Source organism: Mesorhizobium sp. W016 (assembly GCF_054719485.1).
This window is the reverse complement of sequence record NZ_JBTTIF010000002.1, coordinates 2,545,674-2,568,906: the sequence shown is the minus strand read 5'-3', so window position 1 is coordinate 2,568,906 and position 23,233 is coordinate 2,545,674. Positions and strand designations below refer to the sequence as shown.

The 23,233-nt window shown below is 63.6% G+C and carries 23 protein-coding genes and 1 pseudogene; 6 read left to right on the top strand and 18 right to left on the bottom strand.

Features of this window, described 5'->3' with window-relative positions; genetic code table 11:
- Positions 1-74: 74 nt before the first annotated feature.
- From ygfZ to ACYG9V_RS12710, 3 genes are all read left to right on the top strand, one after another.
- Positions 75-935: a CAF17-like 4Fe-4S cluster assembly/insertion protein YgfZ gene (ygfZ, locus tag ACYG9V_RS12720; protein ID WP_352762952.1), complete on the top strand. Its 861-nt coding sequence runs from the start codon at positions 75-77 to the stop codon at positions 933-935.
- A complete protein-coding gene (locus tag ACYG9V_RS12715) occupies positions 935-1,573 on the top strand; it encodes an HD family hydrolase (RefSeq protein ID WP_352762953.1) in 639 nt (212 codons plus the stop codon). Before ygfZ ends, ACYG9V_RS12715 begins: the two co-directional genes overlap by 1 nt.
- Before the next feature lie 67 nt (positions 1,574-1,640).
- On the top strand, positions 1,641-3,773 hold the full coding sequence (locus tag ACYG9V_RS12710) for a putative bifunctional diguanylate cyclase/phosphodiesterase (RefSeq protein WP_352538519.1): 2,133 nt from the start codon (positions 1,641-1,643) through the stop codon (positions 3,771-3,773).
- Here ACYG9V_RS12710 and ACYG9V_RS12705 read toward each other — a convergent pair.
- Positions 3,742-4,590, bottom strand: a complete 849-nt coding sequence (locus ACYG9V_RS12705) for an AraC family transcriptional regulator (protein WP_352762955.1) — start codon at positions 4,588-4,590, stop codon at positions 3,742-3,744. The genes ACYG9V_RS12710 and ACYG9V_RS12705 overlap by 32 nt on opposite strands.
- 89 nt (positions 4,591-4,679) lie before the next feature.
- On the opposite strand from ACYG9V_RS12705, the gene ACYG9V_RS12700 reads away from it, so the two are divergent.
- A complete protein-coding gene (locus ACYG9V_RS12700; protein WP_352762956.1) occupies positions 4,680-5,846 on the top strand; it encodes an amidohydrolase in 1,167 nt (388 codons plus the stop codon).
- Positions 5,847-5,858: 12 nt separating this feature from the next.
- On the opposite strand, the gene ACYG9V_RS12695 is transcribed toward ACYG9V_RS12700, so the two are convergent.
- Positions 5,859-6,776, bottom strand: coding sequence for a fatty acid desaturase family protein (locus ACYG9V_RS12695; RefSeq protein ID WP_352763084.1), 918 nt, complete (start codon positions 6,774-6,776; stop codon positions 5,859-5,861).
- Positions 6,777-6,861: 85 nt separating this feature from the next.
- Here ACYG9V_RS12695 and ACYG9V_RS12690 point away from each other — a divergent pair.
- A pseudogene (locus ACYG9V_RS12690) lies at positions 6,862-7,755 on the top strand (LysR substrate-binding domain-containing protein); the annotation flags it as partial.
- 329 nt (positions 7,756-8,084) lie between these two features.
- On the opposite strand, the gene ACYG9V_RS12685 reads toward ACYG9V_RS12690, so the two are convergent.
- The 7 genes from ACYG9V_RS12685 to ACYG9V_RS12655 all read right to left on the bottom strand — a co-directional run bounded on the left by ACYG9V_RS12685 (position 8,085) and on the right by ACYG9V_RS12655 (position 15,760).
- Positions 8,085-9,548 (bottom strand): RimK family protein, encoded by a 1,464-nt coding sequence (locus ACYG9V_RS12685; protein WP_023692866.1) that lies wholly within the window; start codon positions 9,546-9,548, stop codon positions 8,085-8,087.
- 5 nt (positions 9,549-9,553) lie between these two features.
- Positions 9,554-10,651 (bottom strand): peptidase C39 family protein, encoded by a 1,098-nt coding sequence (locus ACYG9V_RS12680; RefSeq protein ID WP_023692865.1) that lies wholly within the window; start codon positions 10,649-10,651, stop codon positions 9,554-9,556.
- Positions 10,652-10,810: 159 nt separating this feature from the next.
- The gene (locus ACYG9V_RS12675) at positions 10,811-11,602 is read right to left on the bottom strand and encodes an anti-sigma factor family protein (RefSeq protein ID WP_023709777.1); all 792 of its coding nucleotides are present in this window, start codon (positions 11,600-11,602) and stop codon (positions 10,811-10,813) included.
- Positions 11,599-12,117: an RNA polymerase sigma factor gene (locus tag ACYG9V_RS12670; RefSeq protein ID WP_023702686.1), complete on the bottom strand. Its 519-nt coding sequence runs from the start codon at positions 12,115-12,117 to the stop codon at positions 11,599-11,601. The genes ACYG9V_RS12675 and ACYG9V_RS12670 overlap by 4 nt, the downstream gene beginning before the upstream one ends.
- Positions 12,118-12,279: 162 nt before the next feature.
- Positions 12,280-12,696 carry a type II toxin-antitoxin system VapC family toxin gene (locus ACYG9V_RS12665; RefSeq protein WP_352443838.1) on the bottom strand — a complete coding sequence of 139 codons (417 nt, stop codon included), beginning with the start codon at positions 12,694-12,696 and terminating at the stop codon, positions 12,280-12,282.
- Positions 12,696-12,938: a type II toxin-antitoxin system VapB family antitoxin gene (locus ACYG9V_RS12660; protein WP_023670248.1), complete on the bottom strand. Its 243-nt coding sequence runs from the start codon at positions 12,936-12,938 to the stop codon at positions 12,696-12,698. The genes ACYG9V_RS12665 and ACYG9V_RS12660 overlap by 1 nt, the downstream gene beginning before the upstream one ends.
- A gap of 47 nt (positions 12,939-12,985) precedes the next feature.
- A complete protein-coding gene (locus tag ACYG9V_RS12655; RefSeq protein WP_352762958.1) occupies positions 12,986-15,760 on the bottom strand; it encodes a DUF2339 domain-containing protein in 2,775 nt (924 codons plus the stop codon).
- Between the two features lie 247 nt (positions 15,761-16,007).
- On the opposite strand from ACYG9V_RS12655, the gene ACYG9V_RS12650 reads away from it, so the two are divergent.
- Complete coding sequence (locus ACYG9V_RS12650; protein ID WP_352762960.1) at positions 16,008-16,472, top strand: NUDIX domain-containing protein; 465 nt, start codon at positions 16,008-16,010, stop codon at positions 16,470-16,472.
- A gap of 101 nt (positions 16,473-16,573) precedes the next feature.
- Here the strand turns inward: ACYG9V_RS12650 and recO are convergent, their stop codons facing one another.
- The 9 genes from recO to pyrE form a co-directional block, all read right to left on the bottom strand.
- Positions 16,574-17,365, bottom strand: coding sequence for a DNA repair protein RecO (gene recO / locus ACYG9V_RS12645; protein WP_023670245.1), 792 nt, complete (start codon positions 17,363-17,365; stop codon positions 16,574-16,576).
- 102 nt (positions 17,366-17,467) lie between these two features.
- Positions 17,468-18,361 (bottom strand): aminoglycoside phosphotransferase family protein, encoded by an 894-nt coding sequence (locus ACYG9V_RS12640; protein WP_352762962.1) that lies wholly within the window; start codon positions 18,359-18,361, stop codon positions 17,468-17,470.
- Between the two features lie 44 nt (positions 18,362-18,405).
- Positions 18,406-19,332, bottom strand: a complete 927-nt coding sequence (era, locus tag ACYG9V_RS12635; protein WP_352497145.1) for a GTPase Era — start codon at positions 19,330-19,332, stop codon at positions 18,406-18,408.
- Entirely contained in the window at positions 19,329-20,045 is a 717-nt protein-coding gene (gene rnc / locus ACYG9V_RS12630) for a ribonuclease III (RefSeq protein ID WP_352762964.1), read from the bottom strand. The genes era and rnc overlap by 4 nt, the downstream gene beginning before the upstream one ends.
- A complete protein-coding gene (lepB, locus tag ACYG9V_RS12625) occupies positions 20,045-20,794 on the bottom strand; it encodes a signal peptidase I (RefSeq protein ID WP_023670241.1) in 750 nt (249 codons plus the stop codon). Before lepB ends, rnc begins: the two co-directional genes overlap by 1 nt.
- 90 nt (positions 20,795-20,884) lie before the next feature.
- The gene (acpS, locus tag ACYG9V_RS12620; protein WP_023670240.1) at positions 20,885-21,298 is read right to left on the bottom strand and encodes a holo-ACP synthase; all 414 of its coding nucleotides are present in this window, start codon (positions 21,296-21,298) and stop codon (positions 20,885-20,887) included.
- On the bottom strand, positions 21,295-21,879 hold the full coding sequence (locus tag ACYG9V_RS12615; protein WP_023670239.1) for a DUF2062 domain-containing protein: 585 nt from the start codon (positions 21,877-21,879) through the stop codon (positions 21,295-21,297). The genes acpS and ACYG9V_RS12615 overlap by 4 nt, the downstream gene beginning before the upstream one ends.
- A 263-nt stretch (positions 21,880-22,142) precedes the next feature.
- Positions 22,143-22,523 carry a VOC family protein gene (locus ACYG9V_RS12610; RefSeq protein ID WP_352762965.1) on the bottom strand — a complete coding sequence of 127 codons (381 nt, stop codon included), beginning with the start codon at positions 22,521-22,523 and terminating at the stop codon, positions 22,143-22,145.
- Positions 22,524-22,534: 11 nt separating this feature from the next.
- Positions 22,535-23,113: an orotate phosphoribosyltransferase gene (gene pyrE / locus ACYG9V_RS12605; RefSeq protein WP_023687283.1), complete on the bottom strand. Its 579-nt coding sequence runs from the start codon at positions 23,111-23,113 to the stop codon at positions 22,535-22,537.
- Positions 23,114-23,233: the final 120 nt, after the last annotated feature.

Sequence of the window (23,233 nt, the reverse complement as noted above, 5' to 3'; positions counted from 1 at the left end):
GGTCTCTTGCGGGGGGAGTATCGTCGGCTTACGTAAAGGCCGACCGTTTTGCAAGATCAGGTTCTTTGCCGCCCATGCCTTTTGCCCTGCTCAAAGACCGCGCTCTCATTTCTGTGTCAGGCCCGGATGCCGAGCATTTTTTGCAGAACATCCTCACCACCGACCTCGACACGCTGGGCGCCGGTGCGGCAAAACCCGGTGCGCTGCTTTCGCCGCGAGGCAAGATCCTGTTTGATTTCCTGATCTCGCGTAGCGGCGAGGACGGATTCCGGCTGGATTGCCGTGCCGACGTCGCAGACGACTTCCTGCGCCGGCTGATGCTTTACAAGCTGCGCGCCAAGGCCGAGATCGCGAAGCAGGATCAAGTGCTTGTGACGGTTGCGTGGGGCGATGATTCAAGCGCCTCACCTTCTGATTCAACGACACTTGCCGATGCCCGCTTCCGCGATGTGGTTGTGAGCCGTTCCTATGGCGGCGCATCCGTAGGTGGCGACCCGGCTGCGTGGCAGGCGCTCCGCATCGCCAACGGCATTGCCGAAAGCGGTTCCGATTATCAGCTCGGCGATGCCTTCCCTCACGACGTGCTGCTCGACGAGACCGGCGGCGTCGGCTTCAAGAAAGGCTGCTATGTCGGCCAGGAAGTGGTCTCGCGCATGCAGCATCGCGGCACCGCCAGGCGCCGCGTGCTGATCGTTTCGGCCGACCATGCCTTGCCCGCGCCGGGCTCGGAGCTGTCGGTTGCGGGGCGGCCGGTCGGCACGCTCGGCTCGACCGCGGGCACGGCCGGCCTCGCCATTGCCCGCATCGACCGGGTCAAGGCGGCGCTCGACGCTGGCCAGCCGGTACTGGCCGGTGATGTCACCGTCTCGCTAGCCATCCCGGCCTGGGCGCAGTTCAGCTTTCCCAGGGAAGCCATCGGCGCGGAGGACGCCTGATGGCTGCCGATCGCGTCGGAGCGCCACCCCGCGCGTGGCAGCGCATGCTGTCGGGGCGGCGGCTCGACCTGCTCGATCCCTCGCCGCTCGACATCGAAATCTCAGACATCGCCCACGGGCTTGCCCGCGTTGCCCGCTGGAACGGGCAGACCCGCGGCGATCACGCCTTTTCGGTCGCCCAGCATTCCCTGCTGGTCGAGGCGCTGTTCAGCGAGTTGCAGCCGGACGCCTCGGCCACCGCTCAGTTGGCAGCACTGCTGCATGACGCGCCGGAATATGTCATCGGCGACATGATCTCGCCGTTCAAATCGGTAATGGGCGGCTCCTACAAGGAGTGTGAGCTGCGTCTCCAGCGCGCCATCCATCAGCGCTTTTCGCTGCCGCCCGAACTCGGCGTCGGCTTGCGCAAGGAGATCAAGCGCGCCGACCAGATCGCCGCCTATTACGAGGCGACGCTGCTTGCCGGTTTCTCGACCGCAGAAGCAACCGAGTTCTTCGGCCGGCCGCGCGGGTTCAATGCCGACCGCTTCGACTTTAAGCCGCACTCGGTGACCTCGGCGCAAGCTGCCTTCCTCAAACGCTACGCAACGCTTGAAAAGCAACGCCAGGCAACGGTTGCCGTGCATTCGGCGCAGTGAACATACGCTAAATTAACCAGCGGTAACCACAGTACCGGGTTTCGATCACGGTCAGCAGGCACGCCTCATGTCCGTTGCGCACGTCAAGGGTGGTTCGCCCGTCCGCAGACGGGGAGCCGGAGGCGTCGCCGCGCCACGGCAGATCGCCGACGAACTGCGCCACCAGAACGAGCGCTTTTCGGCGGCCGTCGAGAATATGTCGCATGGGCTGTGCATGTTCGACGCCGACGAGCGGATGATCATCTGCAACGGCAACTATATCAGCATCTTCTCCCTCGACGCGAAGATCGTGCGGCCCGGCATCGCGTTCCTGGACATTCTAAAGCACAGCGTCGACATCGGTGTCGCCTCACAGAGCGCCGAAGACCTGTATGCCATCCGCAAGCCCTATATCGAGCGCGCGCAAGCCTCGACCTACGAGGAAATACTGTCGGACGGACGTATCGTTTCCATCACGCACCGGCCGCTGGCCTCAGGCGGCTGGGTGTCGATCTATGAGGACATTACGGAGCAAAGGCGGGCCGAGCAGGAACTGAAGGAGCAGCACCGCCGCTTCGATGCGGCGCTCGCCAACATGTCGCAAGGCCTGTTGATGTACGACGCCGAAGGCACGCTGATCGTGCGCAACCAGCGCTTCCTCGACCTCTACAAGGTCACGCCTGACGACTTCCCGCTCGGCATGAGCCAGCGCGCCCTGCTCGAACAGATGGTGCGACTGCGCATTTATCCGTCGATGGACATCGACGGCGAGATCGCCAACACCAGAGCCAGCCTGCAGGCCGGTGAGGAGCGTTCGACAGACCGCAGCCTTGCCGATGGCCGAACGCTGCTGGTTGCGCGCCGGCCGCTTACCGGTGGCGGCTGGGTGGCGACCTTCGAAGACATCACCGAGCGCCGGCGCGCCGAAGAGCGCATGAGCCACCTTGCCCATTACGACACGCTGACCGACCTGCCCAACCGCTCGATGTTTCGCGAACGGCTCGACCAGGCGATGGCCGGCGATACACCGTTGGCGATCTTCTCGCTCGACCTCGATCGCTTCAAGGCCGTTAACGACACCTGGGGACACCCGGCCGGTGACTGGCTGCTGAAATGCGTGGCGGAGCGGTTGCGGCACAGCCTGCGCAGCGACACCGATGTGGTCGCCCGCCTCGGTGGCGACGAGTTCGCCATCCTGCAGTTCAATCCCAAAGGCGCCACCGATGCGGAACAACTGGCAAAACGCATCGTCGCTGTCGTCAGCCAGCCGTTTCGCGACAAGGGCCGCGACATGCATGTCGGCATCAGCCTTGGCATCGCGCTGTATCCCGGTGACGGCAAGGACGCCGACACGCTTTTGAAGAACGCCGACATGGCGCTTTACAGCGGCAAGAGCGAAGGCCGCAACGTCTACCGCTTTTTCGAGCCCGGCATGGATGCCTTGGTGCGGGCGCGCCTGGCGCTCGAAACCGATCTCGAGACGGCACTGAAGCGGCGGGAGTTCGTGCTGGAGTTCCAGCCGATCACCAACATCGCGTCGGGCAAGATCGTCGGCGCCGAAGCGTTGATGCGGTGGAATTCACCGACGCGCGGCCTGGTGGCGCCCGACGATTTCATCGCAGCCGCCGAAGACAGCGGGCTGATCGTTCCGCTGGGCGAATGGGCGCTGAAACAGGCCTGCAGCGTGGCCGCCGGCTGGCCGCCTGGAATGCGCATCGCCGTCAATGTCTCGGCAGTGCAGATCAGAAGCGCCGACTTTGCCCGCAGCGTGATTTCGGCGCTGGCCGTTTCCGGCGTGCCGGCCAGCCGGCTCGAACTGGAAATCACCGAGACCGTGCTGATGGATGAGAGCGAGACGGTGCTGAAGACGCTGAGACAGCTGCGCGAACTCGGTATCCGCATCGCGCTCGACGATTTCGGCACCGGCTATTCGTCGCTCGGCTATCTCAGGCGTTTTCCCGTCGACAAGATCAAGATCGACCGCTCCTTTATCCACGATATCGACAACAAGGACACGGCGGCGATCGTGCGCACGATCATCGGGCTTGGTGCCGAACTTGGCATCACTGTCACCGCCGAAGGCGTCGAGACCGAAGCGCAGCTCGACATATTGCGCAAGGCTGGCTGCGTCGAGGCGCAGGGCTTTCTGATCGGCATGCCGTCAAAGGCCGCCGACATGGCTCGACTTCTCAAGACGAGGGCAGCGTCCCGGCGCGCCTGAACATCCCCGGCGTCATTCCATGCGCGGCGCGGAAGGTGCGCGAGAGATGGCTTTGGTCGGAGAAGCCGGCCGCAAAGGCGGCACCGGCGAGATCTGAACCTTGCCGGATCAGCAGATCGGCACGGCGCAGCCTGCGGTCACGGATGAAGGCAGCAGGGGTGAGACCCAGCACTTTCCTGAAATCGCGGATAACTTGAAAGCGCGTCACGCCTGCGGCTTCAGCGAGCCGCTGCAAATCGAGGTCCGAGTTCAGATGGTCTTCGATGACCTGTTCATAGACCCGGAGCCGGCTTTTCGATCCGAAGCTTTCGACCGCCTCGCGCCGCCGGCCGCCCCAATCGCCATGGCGCAGGATGAGCTTGCGCAAGGCGATCAGCATGGATGTTTCGGCGCTCGTGGCATCACCCGATGTCGAAGCCAAGTGCGCGACGCCTACTGCCTGGACGAGATCGGCATCATCGACGATCGCTTGCGAAAACAACGGCGGGCGATCCTGCCCGAGTTCGTCCGCGATCGCACCCATGAGCGAGGCCGACGGATAAAAGGTGCGGTAAGCCCAACCCTGGTCGGCACCCGCCTCGCCGTCATGCCATATCTCCGGATTGACGAGCAGAACCGTGCCCGACGGCGCGAGGACAGTCTCGTTGCCGATGCGGACCCGCTCGCACCCTTGCGTGATCAGGGCGACGACATAGGTCGAGTGCGTGTGCAGCTGGTAGCGATGCCGCGTGAAGCGCGCCTTGAGCATGCCAAGATCGCGAAAGCGCGGATGACGCCAGAACTGCGTCGTCTCCTGAGGCTGTTGAATTCCAGACACGGTCAATCCTGTTCAAGACGCTGCCGGCGCAAATCCTTTACGTGCTGGCATCGAAGGCCGAATTTACGATAGCCGGCAAGGAGAGCGCAATGCTGCACAACGACCCCATCGCCGCCCTCACCCCGCAGGTGGTGGAATGGCGGCATCACATCCACGCCAACCCCGAACTCGGTTTCCAAGAGTATGAGACCGCGCGCTTCGTCGCCGACAAGCTGCGCACCTTCGGGCTCGACGAGGTTCATGAAGGCAAAGGCGGCACCGGCGTGGTTGGCGTCCTCAGAGGACGACCAGGCGTGCGCGCCATCGGGCTTCGGGCCGAACTCGATGCCTTGCCCGTGCTGGAGAAGACAGGATTGCCATATGCGTCGAAGAAAGACGGCGTGATGCATGCCTGCGGCCACGACGGGCACATCGCGATGCTGCTCGGCGCCGCCAAGCTGCTCGCCGACAACAGAGCCTTCGACGGCACCGTCTGTTTCATCTTCCAGCCGGCGGAAGAAAATGAAGGCGGCGCCATGCGGATGATCGAGGACGGACTGTTCGAGCGCTTCCCCATGGAAGCCGTCTACGCCGTCCACAACTGGCCGGGGCTGCCGCTCGGAAAGATCGCGGCCCGTGCCGGGTCGATGATGGCGGCCGTCGACACTTTCGAACTGAACTTTGAGGGGACCGGCGCGCATGCCGCCATGCCGCAGCTAGGCGACGATCCCGTGCTCGCGGCCGGCGCCTTCGTTCAAGCCGTGCAGCGCATCGTCAGCCGTTCGGTCGACCCGCAAATGGCGCTGGTCGTTTCGATCACCCAGATCCATGGCGGCAATGTCGGCAACATCGTGCCGGGCAAGGTCTGGCTGCAGGGAACCTGCCGCTTCTTCGAGCCCACTTTGTCGGACCATTGCGAAAGGCTGATCGGCGACATCGCGCAAGGCATTGCCTCGGCGCATGCACTCACCGCCAAGCTCGCCTACAAGAAAGGCTACCCGCCGCTGGTTAACACGTCGGCTGCCACTGACCGGGCCGTCCAGGCGGCAACCGCGGTTGTCGGCCGCGAGCAGGTCGAGACCGCATTCAACCCGAGCCTCGGCTGCGAGGATTTTGCCTACATGGTCCGCGAAGCCGGCGGCTGCTATGCCTGGGTCGGCGCAGGAGCGGTCAGACTGGGCGAAGGGCTGCACGGCGATCGCTATGTCTTCAACGACGCCATCGTCCCCACCGTGCTCCGCTATTTCGTCACGCTCGTTGAGCAGACGCTACGCTGACGGCCGAGCGCCTCAGCGCAAGGTCTCGACGTATTTCTCGTGGAAGCTGACATAGCCGGGTTCGACGACTTTGAGATGGCGCTCGATCAGCTGGTGGAAGGCCGGCAGCTGATGGAAGGGCACGCCGGGATAGGCGTGGTGCTCGGCGTGATACGGCATGTTCCAGGCGACTTTGCGCACCAGCCAGTTGGTCAGCGTGGTGCGGGTGTTTTCCAGCATGTTGGCGACAAGCGGGCAGCGGCCATGCTCGGCCAGCAGATAGAGCCTGAGGAAGGGCTGGCCGAGCAGCGCCGGCACGATCCAGACATAGAGCAGTACACTTGCCTCGAACCACAGGGCTAGCGCGGCGACCACGACATAGAAAGCGATCATGGCGCGGGCTTCAGTGCGCACCTTGGGCAGGCCTTTCGGCGGCACGTAGCTGTCGTGGCAGCCGCCAATCGCGTTGGTGTAGAGTGTCTGCAAATGCCCCCACCACACCGGCAGGCCCGAGACGTGGACGATGTATTGCCGCATCGTCTCCGGTTTCGGGAAGGCGAGTTCCGGATCGTTCTCGGGATCCTGGGTGAAACGGTGATGGGCGAAGTGGAAATAGCGAAACCAGTCGGCGGGCAGCGCGATCGCCAGGCTGCAGACCCTTGCGGCGGCATCGTTGAGCCACTGCGTCTCGAACGCCGTCCTGTGCACCGTCTCATGCAGCAGCGTGAACAGGAAGACGATGAGAATGCCTTGCGGCAACATCAACAGCGGCCAGTACGGCACCTTGGCCGCAATCAGCCCGCCGATAGCCACAATCGCGCCGAGATGGAAGGCGAGTTGGACCAGACCCGGCCCGTCCGACTTGCCGGTCAGGCGGCTGCGCTGCTCATTGGTCAGAGACGCGACGACGTCGCGATGGTCTCTGGGTTCAAACTGGGCCGATACGGTCATGGCGCGAAGATACTCGATAAGAAAGCTTTCGAAAAACGAGGATTTCTGCGACATAGATAAGCTTACCTTACCTATCGGATAGCCCATGACCGCGCTTCCTTCCCTGAGAGGACTTCAAGCCTTCGAGGCGGCGGCGCGCTCGGGGAGTTTCGCCGCAGCGGCGGATGAGCTCTCGATCTCGGCGGCCGCGGTCAGCCAGCTCATTCACACCGTCGAGGAGCAGATGGGTCGAAAACTGTTCCATCGCGTCAACCGCCGCGTGGTGCTGACGGAAGCCGGCGTCGAGATGCTGCCCCGGCTGACCCTGGCTTTTCGAGAGATCGGCAGCATCGCGCAGGGCAGCGATGCCTTCCGCCCGCGGCTTGTCGTATCGGTGCCGCCGTCCATGGCGATGGGCTGGCTTTCCGAACGCCTCGCCGGCTTTGTCGCCAGCCACGGCGCCGTCGACATATCCCTGCGCGGCGATGACGATCCGGTGCCGTTCGACCGCGAACTGATCGACATCCGGCTGTCCTTCGGCCCGCACTATCGTGAACACCCGACCGAGGAGATCGTCAGGGACGCCGTCTACCCCGTCTGCGCGCCAGAACTCACCGCCAAAACCGACAGCCTCGCCGGCCTGCCACTGATTTACACCGACTGGGGACCGACCGGCGCGTCGTTTCCGTCTTGGCGCACCTGGTTCGAGGCGGCGCGCATAGAGCCCGGCCGCGCAGTGCAGCGCGGCCTGTCGGCGAACTCGTCGCGGGCAGCGCTCGACCTTGCCATTTCAGGGCTGGGCGTGGCGCTGGCGCAAGGCATTTATTGCGCCGGGGCGCTGGAAGACGGCCGTTTGGTCCGGGCGAATGCCCTATCGATCGCGCTGCGTCAGCCATATTGCCTGACGATCCCGGAACGCAGTGCAAGGCGCAACCTGGTGGCGGCGTTTCGCAATTGGCTGATTGAGGAATGCCGGCGGTCGGTGGGTTCGCCGGTGCTCGCTGATGGACCGAACTGCTCAGAGATGGCCGGCCAGTGCGGCGACCATGTCCTTGTTCGTCGCCACGGGAATGATCTCGAACTCCACCAGGTCAGACCATTCGATGACCCAGCGCTGCAGCAGCGTGACGTCATCGGCCTCGACCAGCAGGAAGCAGCGGCTCATATCAGCCGCGATCCAGGAGTGGTGCACGACAAGCGCGTCCGGCTTCAATCTGCCGCGCTCGCCGAAACGGCGGTAGATCTCCTTGCGGTCGCAGCCGGTGAAATCCTCGATGACGATGAACTGCATTTTTCCCCCTCGGTTGAATTACCGCCCGGGACCGCAAACTAACGCCCGGGACGGTCCAGCCGCTCCAGGAACCATTGCGTAAGCCGCACCCAGACTTCGTCCTTTTCGCCGGAATCCTCCCAGCCATGGTCGAGGTTCGGGTTGTCGTTGACCTCGATGACGAAGACGCCATCCTTGGTTTCCTTGAGATCGACGCCGTAAAGCCCGTCGCCGATGCAGCGCGCCGCCTTCACCGCGGTGTCGACGACATGCGGCGGCGTCTCTTTCAGCGTGAAGGTCTTGATGCCGCCCTGGTCGGGCTTGCCGCTGGCCTTGTGGTTGACGATCTGCCAGTGTTTTTTCGCCATCAGATAATGCACGGCAAACAGCGGCTGCCCGCCGAGCACGCCGACGCGCCAGTCATATTCGGTCGGGATGAATTTCTGCGCGATCAGGAGATCGGAATCCTCCAGCCACTCGGTGGCGAGCGTCTTCAGTTCTTCGAAGTTGCCGCATTTCTTGACGCCGCGCGAGAACGATGAATCCGGGATCTTCAGCACCAGCGGAAAGCCCAGCGTCTGCGCCGCCAGTTCGAGGTCCGAGGTGCCGGCTATCATCACCGTCGGCGGCACCGGCACCTTGTTGTAGGCCATCAGTTCGTTGAGATAGACCTTGTTGGTGCAGCGGATCATCGACAGCGGGTCGTCTATCACCGGCATGCCTTCCTGCTGGGCGCGGCGCGCGAAGCGGTAGGTGTGGTTTGAGATCGAGGTGGTCTCGCGGATGAACAGCGCGTCGTAATTGGCGAGCTTGGCCAGGTCCTTCCTGGTGATCGGCTCGATTTCGACGCCCATCTTTTCGGCGATCTTGGCCCAGTAACGCAGCGAGGAAATCTCCGACGGCGGCAGTTCCTCATGCGGATCGACCAGCGTGGCGAAGGTGTAGCGTGCCGGCGTGCGGCCCTTGGTGTCGCGCCACTCGCGGTTGGTGTACGTCTCGAGCGCCTGCACGAAGAGGGCTTCTTCCTCCTCGGCCATCCTGGCCAGCGGCAGGAAGCCGATCTTGCGGATCGAAGCCCATTCGGCGCTGTCCTTGATGTGAACCTCAAGCGCCGGAGCGCGGAACCAGTCGAACAACAGCTTGGCGAAGCGGTCCCAGACCTTCGACGGTCCGATGCCGAAGAAGATGCAGATTTTTTGCGGGAATACGCCACCGAGATCCTTGCGACATTTGTTGAGCGCCAGCTCCAGTTCCGGCAGCGCGTGCTCGTAGAGCTTGCGCTCGGACAGGTCGATCATCGTCTCGACCGTCGGGATGACCTTGTGGCCGCGCGAACCGGCGAGCAGAGAGGCATAATAGCCGCGGCTCTGGTAGGCGTAATTGTTCGACAGGTTGATGACCTTCGGCTGCTGGCCGCGAAACAGCGCCGGATGCGCAAGATAGTCACGGTTGGTGATGATCTTGTGCGGCGTCGCCGCCGGGTCGAGATCGTTCTGACGGCCGGTGAGGATGACCCAGGTCATTGTTATCAGCGTTTCCCAAGAGTGATGGCAGCACGCAGTCCGTCGCGGCCGAATTGCGCCATGTTCATGAAGATGCCGTGCGGCACGGGAATGTTGGCGGCATCGAGGATGGTCTCCTGTCTTTCGTCCTCGACCCAGGGATCGTGGATCAGGATGTGGTCGCCATCGTCGCCGATAGCCAGCACCCAATGCGGCACCTTCTTGCCGAACATCAGGAAGCCGCTGATCAGCACCAGCACCAGTTTTCCCTGAGCCAGGGCGCCGCGGATATCATCGATGGTGAACGGACGGTAATTCACCGGGATGCCGTAAAGTTCCGCGCGGCGGCGAAAGTCCACCTGGGCAAGTTCCATCACCCGGCGCTTGTCGTCGCTGCGCACCGATTGCAAGAACAGCGCGCCATAGAAGGACACGAAGATTTCCGCCGCAAGCCCGCTTTCGTAGCCGGAAACCGCAAGGCCGAAGGGCTCGCAGCCGCCCGGGCCGGACATCATGAACACGGTCGTTGCCTCGCGCCATAGGCGGATTTCCATGACCGGATCGGGCACGAAGCCGGAATCGAAATTGGCCATCGCCATCATCAGGCAGCATGGACCGCAGGTGAACTCGCAGGTCTGCTGGTAGAACGGGACTTTGGTGGCGACCGGAATATCGCCGCGCAAGGTCTTTTCGTAGCGCAGCGCGGTGGCGCCATCCTCGTAATAGTGAGGCTCGCGACCGATCTTGCGGTAGCCGCTCTGCTCATAGATGCCAATGGCGCGAAGATTGTCCTCGCGCACTTCGAGACGCAACATCATGCGGTCGTGCTCGAAGGCAGCTTCTTCGGCCGCTGCAAGCAGCATGCGGCCAATGCCGCGGCCGCTGAAAAACGGGCTGGTGGCAAGCGAATAGAGCCGGGCGACGCCGCTGCCCTTGCGAAACAGCACGATGGCGTAGCCGGCGACACGACCATCGCTTTCGGCGACCAGCATCTCGGCTGTCTCGCGTTCGATCAACAAGCGGAAGGAGCGCCGGGAAATGCGGTCACTGGAAAAGACCGCCTTCTCGATGGCGGCGAGGTCATCGACGTCGGACGCGCGGGCCTTGCGAATCTCGGCAGGCATGCGGGTTTGGAAAACCTCGATTGGGTGGAGGAAAAGACCGCAGTCAAAAACGTCGCAAACATCAGCCGAAACGCCGATATCCATCAAGCGCTATCGCACTTCGAATAGGGCCGAATTGTGACACTTTCTACCCCGGCGCATTCCCGAAACGGAATGCGCTTAACTGGCGATACCAGCCAGAAGCTGACCGTAGGCCCGCTTGGCGACCGCAGCCAGTTGCTCGCGCGGCAGCGAGCCGACGACGGCGCAGGCATAGCCCTTGTCCAGCCAGTAGACCGCCTCGGGGCCGTCGGCCTCGGCCATGTAGGTGCCCTTGGACTTGGCTGAGGAATCAGCGGTAACGAACAAGGAGATGCGCTGACCCTTGGCGTCCTCGTAAAGCAGCATCGCTGCCTTGCCCTGGCCGGCGGGCAGCAGCCGGCCGCCAACCAGCTGGAAGCCTTCCGCCACCAGATCCGGCGCCACCAGTTTCAGGCCGACGCGGTTGGACAGCCAGGTCTGCAGGTGATCCTTGTCGCTTGCCGGCACTTCCACCGCATGGCGCTGTTCGGCGGCATAGATGACATGGGCGGCGATCGCCTCTTCGGCCAGTTGGTCATCGGCGCCATCTTCCCTGCCGATGCCGTCGATGCCGGCGAAATAGCCGCCAAGACCGCCGATGACGAGCACTGCGGCCGCCGCGGGCGCAAGCCACCAGCGCGACTGCCGCGCCGCCGCTTTGGTCGCGCCTTCACCGCTAACGATCTGCTTGAACAGCACCGGCACGGGCTCGTCGAGCACACCGGCAAAGGCGGCGCGCAACGCGGTGCGGTCGGCGGTGTAGCGGGCGCTTTTGGCCTTCATTTCGGGATTGGCGTCGATCCAGGCGTCGTAGGCGGCGCGCTCGTCGCCCGGCAGCTCGCCGTCGAGAGCCATGTGGATATCGCGTTCGGAAAAATCGCGGCGGGTCATTTCTCGACGATCCTTATCGAGCGGCGGCGCGCCGTGTCATCGAGCAGGCTGCGCAGCTCCTCGCGTCCGCGCGCTATGCGCGACATCAGCGTGCCGGCGGGCACGCCGAGAATGTTGGCGGCTTCGGCATAGGAGAATCCTTCGATGGCGACCATGACGAGAGCGGCGCGACGGTCGGGGCTGATCGCCTGCAATGCGTCGATGATCTCGCGCGAGGCGGCGTTCTCCGCCTGCTCGGCGGGGACTGCCTGCGCCTCGTTTGCGTCAAGCGGTAGGATCGTCGCCTCACCGCGCCGGTTCACCTTGCGCATCTGATCGATGAACAAATGATGCATGATCGTAAACAGCCACCTCCGGGGGCTTTCTCCCGTCTGCCAGCTTTCAAGCCGCAAGAGCGCTCGTTCGAGGCAATCCTGGACGAGATCGTCAGCGGATTCGCGGTCGCGCAGAAGCGACCGTGCGTAGCGGCGCAGGCGCGGTATTTCGCCAAGGATTGCTGCCTTCTTTTCGTCCATGACCGCTGGTTCTGAGGTCGCCCTTGTTTAACCCGATTGAACGCGCCTTCCCGGCGCGGCGCAAGCGGCCAGCGCGAAGCGGTCTGCCGCCCCGGTCACCCAAGCAGTGAGATAACGAGTTGATCGGCTAAATTATTCCCCGCAATCAACAAAAGGGCCGAATTATCCTAAATCGGTCAGTGCGAAATCATGGCCTTTGTACAGCAGTGGAAGATCGCGGCTTTTCGCGCAGGCGTAAGCAAAACAGTCCCCGAGATTCAGATCCGCCTTGTGGCCAACGGCTTTGCCGTAACGGGCGCTCGCGTCAATGGCCCGAGAGCTGATGTTGTCGTCAATGGCCAGACTCTCTCCCATGATCTCCACAATGAACTCATCGATCAGATCGCGGGCATGGAGAAGGGCTTCAGCGCTGGGTCTGCGCGGGCCGGCGCCGGCCCTTGCCAATGCCTGTGTTGCTTCGAAGTGAACCAACGGAGAAACCCAGACCTGCCCGGAAAAACCGGATAGCTGCTTCAGCAATTCCTCCCACCCAGGTTCCTGGTTGAGAATGGCGACGATCACCGACGCGTCGACAAACATCAGTCTTCCCACATCTCGTCGGTGAACTTCTTCATATCGAAATCGGGATTGGGCAGGCCAAGCTTCCTGGCCCTGTCCTGAAGACTGGCGATCCGATCGCGCAGCGGCACCTTCGCCCGATTGCGCTCAAGTTCGTGCACGAGCGCGACCCGCACCGCCTCCGTTTTGCTCGGAGCGTTCGTCTCGCGTTGCAATCTGCTGGCCAGCGCATCCACTTCGTCGTCGCGGATATAGAGCGGCATCGAATATCCTCCGTTGGATATTCATATATTCCATCTCGTATATCACTTCAAGTTGCAGCGTTGGCCTCCCTCGCTGCCCGCGTCAGCAGCCGCTGGTAGAACAGGCCGATGCCGATCAGCACGGCGCCAAGACCGATGAAGGACAGCGCCCTGAGCACGCCTTCCAGTTCCGACATGTCGAACAGGAAGACTTTTACCACGGCAATCGCGATCAGCGCCGCTGAGGCAATGCGCAGCACCTGCGACTTCAGCCAGACGCCGGCGGTCAGCAGCACGACGCCGATGATCAGCCAGAGCGCCGAATAGGTGTAGGTCTCAAGCTGCCCGAGGCCGCTCCACAGGCCGATGAACTCGCCCTTGAACACGCGCCTGACCGACAGTGTGGCGTAGGCGAAGACAAGCAATGCCGCCACTACCGCCAGCATCTGCGCATACCATGGCGGCCGCTTGTCCCTGGCATAGAGCGCCAGCCCGCCGGCGGCTATGGCCGGCAACAGGTAAGCCAGGAACAAGAGGTTGAACACCGGGATCTGGCCGGTCGATTCGTCGGTGAACAGCGGATTGAGCACCAGGAAATGCTGGAGGACGATGAAGGCGACCGAGAGCACGCCGGCGGCCATCGAGCCGTAGCGCAGCACAGAGCTTGGCGAGCGCATGTCGATGGCCACCAGTATCGCGCCGGCGCCGATGGCGATCAGCGTATAGATCGCCTGTTCGGCGAGCGTCACCGGGCCGGTGTCGATGACGCCGCCATGCATGGCGTGGCGCACCAGCATGGCGACGGTGAGCAGCGCAAACAGGGCTGCACCCGCCTCCATCGCTAGGCGCGGCCGGCCATTGCCAGTTGTTGGTAGTGCGGGGGTGGTACGCGCGAGTTGCCAGGCGGCAAAGCCGAAGGCCAGCGCCGGCACGCCGTATCCCGGCAGCAGCCAGTTGAACACCGGCGTCGTCGTCAGGAACTCGGCGCCGACGATGGTCGGATCGAAGGCGACGCGGCCGAGCACGGCGACGACCGCGCCGACCGAAATCCAGCCCAGCACGGGATAAGAACGCCAACGCGTCGCCAGCGCCGGCACGATGGCGGCAACGCCGGCAAGCAACGTGGTCCAGCCGGAACCGAAGGCCATGTGCAGCATCAGGAGCCCGGCCAGAGCCGAGCCGCAAAGCGCGAAGGAGACGGCGACGTCGCCCTTGAGCGGCGGCTGTTCGGCGCGCGCAATCCATTCGCCGCCGGCGGCGAAGACGACGACCAGAAGGGCAGCTATCGCTGCGTAGACAAGGTCGCGGTCGAGATTGCCGTAGGCGAGCCACAGCGTCAGCAGAATAAGCAGCGGCGAAGCGACGCCCCATGCCGCCCAGCATGCCGCGCGGACCCGTGCTGAGGCGGCGAAGCGGCGTGCGGCCCAGAAGCCGGCGCCGATGAAAACCAGGCCGAGGGCAATGCCGATGCGCAGCGTCAACGGATTTCCGGCCGCCACCGGCATGCCGTCAAAGCCGATATTCCCCTGGGTTATGTCGGAGCCGATGGTGGTGGGCGGAATGATGCCGAGATGGATCATCACGCTCACCACGCCGGCGGCATGCAGCAGCGGCAGCGCGCGCGGCCGGTAGAGTGCGGTGGCGACAAGGGCGACGAGGACGAAGGCGCCCGGCAAGGCACCGCCGGCGGCGACCAGCGCCGTGTCGACGGACAGGCCTAGCGCTGAAAACGCAACGAAAACGCCTGGCACGATCGAGGGCCAGTCGAAGCCGGTCTTCGCCGTCTCCGCTTCGCTGTCACGTGTGCCCAGCCACACAAAGGCAAGCACCGCCAGCGTCACCGCGTCGATGAACAGGATGACGGCAAGGTCGGCGACGAGCGTGCTCATCATGTAGACGATGGTCCAGGCGCCGGTGCCGAAGAAGGCGGCCGCGATCAGAAATTTCCAGTCGCGTATGCGGGCGATCACGGCTGTGGCGGCAAGCACGATCGCGAGATGAACGAACAGCGCCCAGGGGTTGGGCGCCTGCGAGGACACAAGCGCCGGGGTCGCCATCGAGCCGACGAGACCGATGCCGGCCAGGGCCTGGCCGTGGACGAGGGCGGCGACAATGGTCGCCACGCCGATGGCGCCGAGCACGGTGAAGGCGAAGGCCGGCCCGACGAAACCGTAAATGGCATGCGCGGCATAGACCGTACCGAACAGGATGAAGGCGCCGGCAGCCGTCAGGATCGCCGGAATATAGGCGCCTGCAGCCCCTTGCACCGGCACCTTGAAGCCGGTGCGGCGGATGAACTCGCCGCCGCCGATCAGCACCAGGCCGAGCAGCGCCGCCAGGGACAGCCGCACTTCAGGGCCGAAAATGCCGGCCTCGATGGTGTAGCGGATCAGGAACAGGCCGCCCAGGGCCAGCGCGACGCCGCCGACCCAGACCGCCCATCGTGTGCCGAGCGCGGTTTCGACCTCGGACTGGCGGGCTGCCTTCGCCGTGGCGGCAGGCGCGGATCCGGTGAATGCGGCCTTGGCCGCAGCCGACAGCTCTGGCACGGCCTCGCTGGTGGCCGCATCGGCCTCGGCGGCCGGCGCCTGGGCATGTGCCGCGTCGGCTGTTGTTGGCGAAGCTATGTCGGCAACTGGTGCGCTAGCGTGAGCGGCATCCGCCGGTGCGCTTGCAGCCTGCTCGGCCGGTTTGGCAACGGGCGGTGTCGCATGCACGCCGGACAGAACCAGGCTGCGCAGCGCTCCGAGCTCGCGCTCGATCAGACTGACGCGGCCCTGCTGGCGCAAGACGAGGACAAAAAGCACGATAACGACGACGGCGCCAATCAGGCTTTCAAACATGGCGGTTCCCCCAAACCAGGCCAGTTTTCACTGACAATTGCGGCGGCCACACGGCCACCCCAGACGGCTATTCAAGTCACGCCACCGCAATGGTGGCCGAAAAGAAGTTATCGAGCATGTTTCGTCGGCAAATTCCAGCGGCCTACGGTCTTTATCCTCACCCATCATCTGAGATAGCCAGGAATGGCATGCCGCCGCCACTTGCCCAGGAGCCATGCTATCCTCGGATGAACTACGAGGAAATCGAATGCCGAAACGAAGTGCAGGGCTGCTGATCCACCGGACAAGGGCCGGCATTCTCGAATTTCTGCTCGTCCATCCCGGCGGCCCGTTCTGGGCAAGGAAGGATGAAGGCGCTTGGTCGATCCCCAAGGGCCTCGTCGAGGACAATGAAGATGAGTTGGCCGCCGCCCGGCGCGAGGCTGGGGAAGAACTCGGAGTCAGCATCGATGGCGATTTCGAACCTGTCGGCAGCTATCGGCAAGCCGGCGGCAAGATCGTCATCGCCTGGAGCGTCGAAGCCGATTTCGATCCCGATGCCGTTAAAAGCAACATGTTCACGATCGAATGGCCGCCCAGGTCAGGCGTGACGAAGGAATTTCCCGAAATCGACAGGGCCGGCTGGTTTTCCTTCGCCGAGGCCAGCCTCAAGATCCTCGGCGGTCAGCGCGCCATCCTCGATGATTTCATGGAGCATCGCAAAGCCGGCTGAGGCTCTTGCCCTACGAGTACCCCCACCCTAACCCTCCCCACAAGGGGGAGGGAATGCTGCCGCATGCAGCTTTTGGTGTGAACCTGGACGGTTTGCGGAGGTCAGCACCCACCGAGTCTCCCTCCCCCTTCTGGCGCAGCGTCTGCCGTAAGGGCGGCCTTGCCGCCCGAATGATGCTTGCGCAAGGCGGCGAGGAAGCCGGCACGGGCATCGGGCTGTTCGATGCCGCGCGGCTCGTAGACATGGCGGGTGAAAAAGAAACCGGTCAGATGGAAGGCGTCCTCGAGTGCCGCGTGGTCCGCCCGCAAGCCGGAGCCGCGCCGCAGGAAGGCCGGCAGCGCCAGCATCTTGTCGCGCCATGGCGCGCCGGCCTGGCGCGAAACCGCGCGGCCGGATTTCGGCGAGACATAGGCCAGATCCTGCCTGGCGCCGGTCGCCGCGCACTGGCTGAGATCGAGGCCGAAGCCGAGTTCGTCGAGGATGAGCAGTTCGAAGCGCGCCACCAGTTCGCCGGCGGCATCCGAATCGTCCAGATGGGCGATCATCACGGCAAGCGTCTCATACAGGCCGCCATGGGCGTCGCGCTCCGGCAGGAGCCTGAGATGCGCGGCCATGGTCTGCAGGCCGTAGACGGCGACTGCGCTGTCCATCAACCGGGCGGCATTCATCTCGATCGCCTCGGCCTGGAAGGTGCCGAGATGCTCGTCGAGGCGTGCCCGCCACAAAAGGTCGACGCGGTTGCCGGGCTGCAGCACCGGCTGCTGCTTGCGCGAGCGCCCGCCGCGCACCAGGCCGAGATGGCGGCCATGCGCACGCGTCATTACCTCGAGAATGGCGCTGGTTTCGCCATGCTTGCGGGTGCCGAGTATGATTCCCTCGTCGCGCCATTCCATGGCAGGAGCTTGTCACCGGTTGCGTGGCGAAATCAAGATTTTGGCGCGCCGCGTGCGATCTGTGCTGACATTGGATCTCCGCACATCGTCGAAAGGCTCTGATCACGCGAATTCCCGGTGATCGGCCAGGACGTCGTCGATGACGCGGCGCGATCGCTCGGCTTCGGCTTGGTTGGCGTCGTGTCCGGCAACCGTGATCAGCGCCTTCCACAGCGTCCAGCCGCGGCCGCGCGCCCAGGTCGCTTCATCGACGTCGATGGCGGCGCGGAACGCCTCCCGGCTCTCGCCCTGGAAGAACGTCCAGGCGATCGCCAGGTCGCAAGAGGGATCGCCGATGCCTGAGGTGCCGAAGTCGATGATGGCGCTCAAACGGCCGTTTTGGACCAGAAGGTTGCCCCAGGCGACGTCGCCGTGAAACCAGACGGGCGACCCTTGCCAGGTGGCGGCAAGGGCAGCATCCCAGACAGCGGTGGCCGCCTGGGTGTCGATCTGCCCCTCCAGCGCCTGGAGTGCTTCCCTTGTTTGGTTGTCATACACGCTCGGCGATCCGCCGCGGAAGAAATTGTGCTGGCCCGCGGGCGGCCCGCCCGCCGGATCGATCCGCCGGAGCGCAATGAGGAACTTGGCCAGATCGACCGCGAACTGTGGGCGATCGGCGATTTCGGCGGTCTTGGCTGTTTCGCCGTCGATCCAGCGGTAGACGGACCATTGCCAGGGGTAGTCCTCCCCAGGCTCGCCCATCGCCAGTGGAACCGGGATCGGCAGCGGCAGAAGCGGCGCCAGCCTGGGCAGCCAGCGGTGCTCTTTTTCGACCTGCAAGGCATATGGTGCGGCACTCGGCAGCCGCACAGTCATATCATTGCCGAGGTGGAAGGTTCGGTTGTCCCAGCCGCCAAACGCCACCGGCCTCACCGGCAGATGCCCCCATTGCGGAAACTGCGCGTTGACCAGCCGGCGCACGAGATCGGTATCGATGGTCGGTTTTGGATCAGGCATGTCATCGTCTCAAACTGCCGGGCGGCATTTCTAGACGATGAAGCTCAATGGGGAAACTCAAGCCCCATCTCGCGGTAGCGCTCGGGGTCGTCGCCCCAGTTTTCACGCACCTTGACGAACAAGAACAGGTGCACTTTCTGCTCGAGAATGCCGGCTATTTCCATGCGCGCCGACTGGCCGATGGCGCGGATGGTCTCGCCCTTGTGGCCGAGCACGATCTTCTTCTGGCTGTCGCGCTCGACATAGATGGTCTGGTCGATGCGCACCGAGCCGTCCGGTTTCTCTTCCCATTTCTCGGTCTCGATATGGGAGGAATAGGGCAACTCCTGATGCAGCCGCAGATACAGTTTCTCGCGGGTGATCTCGGCGGCCAGTTGGCGCATCGGCAGGTCCGAGATCTGGTCTTCCGGATAATACCAGGGGCCGACCGGCAGCGCTTGCGCGAGATAGTCGAGCAAATCCTTGCAGCCGGAGCCGGTCAGCGCCGAGACCATGAAGGTGCGCTTGAACGGCACCTTTTCGTTTGCTGCCGCGGCCAGGGCCAGCAGCGCCTCGTGCTTGACCCGGTCGACCTTGTTGAGGATCAGCACCATCGGCTGGCGGACGTCCTTCAGCCGCTCGAGGATGGCGTCGGCGTCGCCCCTGATGCCGCGCTCGGCATCGATCAGCAGCAGCACGATATCGGCGTCCTTGGCGCCACCCCAGGCGGTGGTCACCATCGCGGTGTCGAGCCGGCGCTTCGGCTTGAAGATGCCGGGCGTGTCGACAAAGACGATCTGCGCGTTGTCATGCGTGGCGATGCCGCGCACGATGGCGCGGGTGGTCTGCACCTTGTGAGTGACGATCGACACCTTGGCGCCGACCAATTGGTTGACCAGCGTCGACTTGCCGGCATTGGGCGCCCCGATCAGGGCAACGAAACCGGAATGCGTGGCCTCCGCGGCCGGAGGGAGATCTTCGCTGGCGGTCATGCCGCACTCCCGTGGTTGGCCCAGATGCCCTCGCGCACAAGAAACGCCGATGCCGCCGCTTCTTCGGCTGCGCGACGAGAGCCGCCCGTGCCGCTCGCCGGCGCAAAACCGCCGACCTTCACGGACACCGTGAAAACCGGTTGATGTTCAGGTCCTTCTCGTTTCTCGATCGCGTATTCGGGCCTGACATCGCTGGTCTTGGCGATCCATTCCTGCAGGTCGGATTTCGGATTGGGCGGCTTGGCCACCACCTTTTGCGAGCGCGGCTCCCAGTAACGCAGGACGAATTGCCTTGCCGCATCGAGGCCGCCATCGATATAGACCGCCGCGATCAGCGCTTCGACTGCATCCGCCAGATAGTTTCCGCCCGAGCCACGCGAGCGCGCCTTCAAGGCAGCGTCGGCCCGAACCAGATCTTCGAGCTGCATTTCAATGCCGATCTCGGAGCATGTCCGCGCATCGACCAGGGCATTGAAGCGCGGGGCGATTTCACCTTCCGGCGCCTCAGGAAACTTTTCAAAAAGCAGGTCGGCAACGATCAGGCCGAGCACGCGGTCGCCAAGGAATTCAAGGCGCTGGTTGTTGCTGCTTGCCTTGACCGCGCTGGAATGGGTCAGCGCGGTCTCGAGCAAACGGACATCCCGGAAGGAATGGCCGGTTTTGGCTGTCACCAAATCGGCCAGAGTTTCACCCGTCGGGCGCTTCAAAGCCATCAATTCACGAAATGGAACAGGCGCGACAGGCGCACCAGCGACGGCCATTTCCAGATCTCGAGCGGGCTCGCCTTCCCGGCGATCGAGAAGAAGACGATGTTGGCGCGGCCGACAAGGTTCTCCGCCGGCACGTAGCCGACGCTGAGGCGGCTGTCGGAGGAGTTGTCGCGGTTGTCGCCCATCATGAAATAGTTGCCGGGGGGCACGACGAACTCGCGGGTGTTGTCGGTGATCGAATTCGGTGTCAGGTCGAGCGTGTCGTAGCTGACGCCGTTGGGCAGGGTCTCGCGATAGACGTCGACCGGCTCAGGCACTTCCGTGATATCAGGATTTTGGATCTGGCCGGTTTTCACACGAGGCACGCCCTGGCCGTTGATGAACAATTGGCCGTCCTTCATCTGGATCTTGTCGCCGGGCAGGCCGACGACGCGCTTAATGTAGTCGAGCGACGGATCCGGCGGGAACTTGAAGACCACCACGTCGCCGCGCTTCGGATCGGAACCCCAGATGCGGCCGGAAAAGATGTCGGGGCCGAATGGCAGCGAATAGCGCGAGAAGCCGTAAGACCATTTGGTGACGAACAGATAGTCGCCTTCGAGCAAGGTCGGCCGCATAGAGCCGGACGGAATCGAGAAGGGCTGGAACAGCAAGGTGCGGATGACCATGGCCAGCAGCAAAGCCTGGATGATGACGCTGACGATTTCGCCAAGCCCGCCGGATTTCTTCTCGGATTTTTCAGCCACGCTCATGTCGTCCTCGATTGTGCGTTGGATGGTATAGAGTCTCGGCGCGCGCTGGGCAACGTCAAGTCGGCGTTAGATAGCGGTCGTCTGATGCAATCAATGTGGCGCTTGTTCGGCGGGCAACGCCTCGATGATCACAAAGGCTTGAGCAAGCGGGAAATCATCGGTGATTGTGAGGTGGATCGCCGCCCTGTGCCCCTGTGGCAGGATTTTGGCCAGCCGTGCCGCCGCTCCCCCGGTCAGCGCCATGGTCGGCGCGCCGCTGGGCAGGTTGGCGACCCCCATGTCGCGCCAGAACACGCCCTGCGCCAGGCCGGTGCCAAGCGCCTTGGCGCAGGCCTCCTTGGCGGCGAAGCGCTTGGCATAGGAGGCGGCGCGGCCCTTGCGGCCTTCCGAGCGGACCTGTTCGACCTCGGTGTAGATGCGCTGGATGAAGCGCTGACCATGCCGTTCCAGCGACTTTTCGATGCGTCTGATGTCGATCAGGTCGCTGCCGATGCCGATGATCATTCCGCCGGAACTTCCCGTCCGCGGTGCCCGGCCTTATGCGCCCGCTCTGCCATGCGCTTCCTGCGCTGCTCGCGAAAGGCTGTCATCCCCCAGCGGGTGATGCCGTAGAAGATCAGCCCGAAGATCAGGCCGAGCGGCACAGCGCCGATCAGCATCGGCTCCAGCACCGGATGCCACAGTTTTGCAAACGACAGCGTGTGCATCATCTCACCAAGATGCGCAGGCGGTCCGTTCTTGGGCAGGCGCTCATGCAGGATCAGCTTGCCGACTTCCCAGGACGCTCCCCACAGCAGCGGGAAAGTCAGCGGATTGCCGAAGAATACCGCGCCGAGGGCGGCGGCCACCAGATTGCCGGCGACCACCCAGCAGAGCACGGCGGCGACGGCGAAATGGAAGCCGAGCGGAAAGAAGGAGGCGAAAACGCCGGCCGCGACGCCGGCCGCGACTGCATGCGGTGTCGCCTTCAGCCGCAGGATGCGCTTGGAGAAATATTGCAACGAGCGCGAAAACGAGCGGCGCGGCCACAGATAGGTACGCACCCGCTCCAGAATGCCATCAGGCTTTCGGCGTCGAAAAAGCACTCTGTTCCAGTTCCCGGTTCATCACGCCCAAATTGCAACCACCCTGGCCGGGCGCGGTCGCTCCATCTTGCGCTTCGAGGGCGCAGAAAGGCAACAACGACTTTGATATAGCGACTGCCTTGCGGCGGAACAATGAAACGCCGCCGCGATGGTCTGCCGCAGGCGGGTAACAAGAGCGCCATTGGGGCGAAACTGAGGACAATATCGATGAAAGCTCCCCGACGACGGCAAGGCCCGCGCGAGACGGCGCCGAGGCGGATAGACTATTCCCGATATTCGCTGACTTCGACCAAATTGCTGTCCGGATCGCGGAAATAGACCGAGATCATCTTACCGCGGGCGCCGGTGCGCTCGACCGGACCGACTTCGATGGCAACGCCATTGGCTTCCAGACGGGCGCAAATCTCGGCAAGCGGGCTTGCGGCGACCAGGCAGAAATCGCCGGACCCAGGCATCGGCACCTTGGCCTTGGGCTCAAAGGTGCGGCCCACCTGATGCAGATTGATCTTCTGCGATCCGAACAGCAACGCCGTCGGCCGGTTCGGCTCGTCGAGGCGCTTGAGGCCAAGCACCCGCTGGTAGAAGGCGCAGCTGTCCTCCACAGAGCGGACCGTCAGCACCAAATGATCGATGCCGGCGATCATGGTGATGTCCCCTAGATGTTGCGGCTTCCTGGCTTAACGGCGGGAATGGCGGCAAGTTCCGGCGGCAGGCGGTCGGCGGGATAGGCCGGGACCTCGTATTCGGCAAGCGCGATCAGCGGCACGCCGACATTGGTCTTGCCGGCCGAGCGGTCGATGATGCAGGCCGCCGCCACCACCTCGGCGCCAATCGCGCGCAGGCAGTCGATGGTTTCGCGGATCGAGAGACCAGTGGTGACGATGTCCTCCACGATGACGACGCGCGATCCCGGCGCGATCTCGAAGCGGCGCAGCCTGAACTCGCCGCCTTCGCGCTCCACCCAGATTGCTGGCACACCGAGATGGCGCGACGTCTCATAGGCCGGGATCAGGCCGCCGATCGCCGGGCCGACGACGTAGTCGATCTTGCCCGGCACCGCCTTGCGGATCTTTTCGGCCAGCGCCTTGCAAAGCCGCTCGGTCTTGTCGGCATGCATGAAGACGCGCGCCTTCTGCAGGAAGACCGGGCTGCGCAGACCCGACGTCAGGATGAAATGTCCCTCCAGAACAGCGCCCGCCTCGCGGAAAATGCCCAGAACTTCGTCGGTATTCATAACTCGCCCCATGTCCATGGTGAATGGTGAATGGTGAATGGTGAATGGTGAATGGTAGTGAGAGCGCCTTCTTTCACTATTCACTATTCACTATTCACTATTCACTATTCACTATTCACT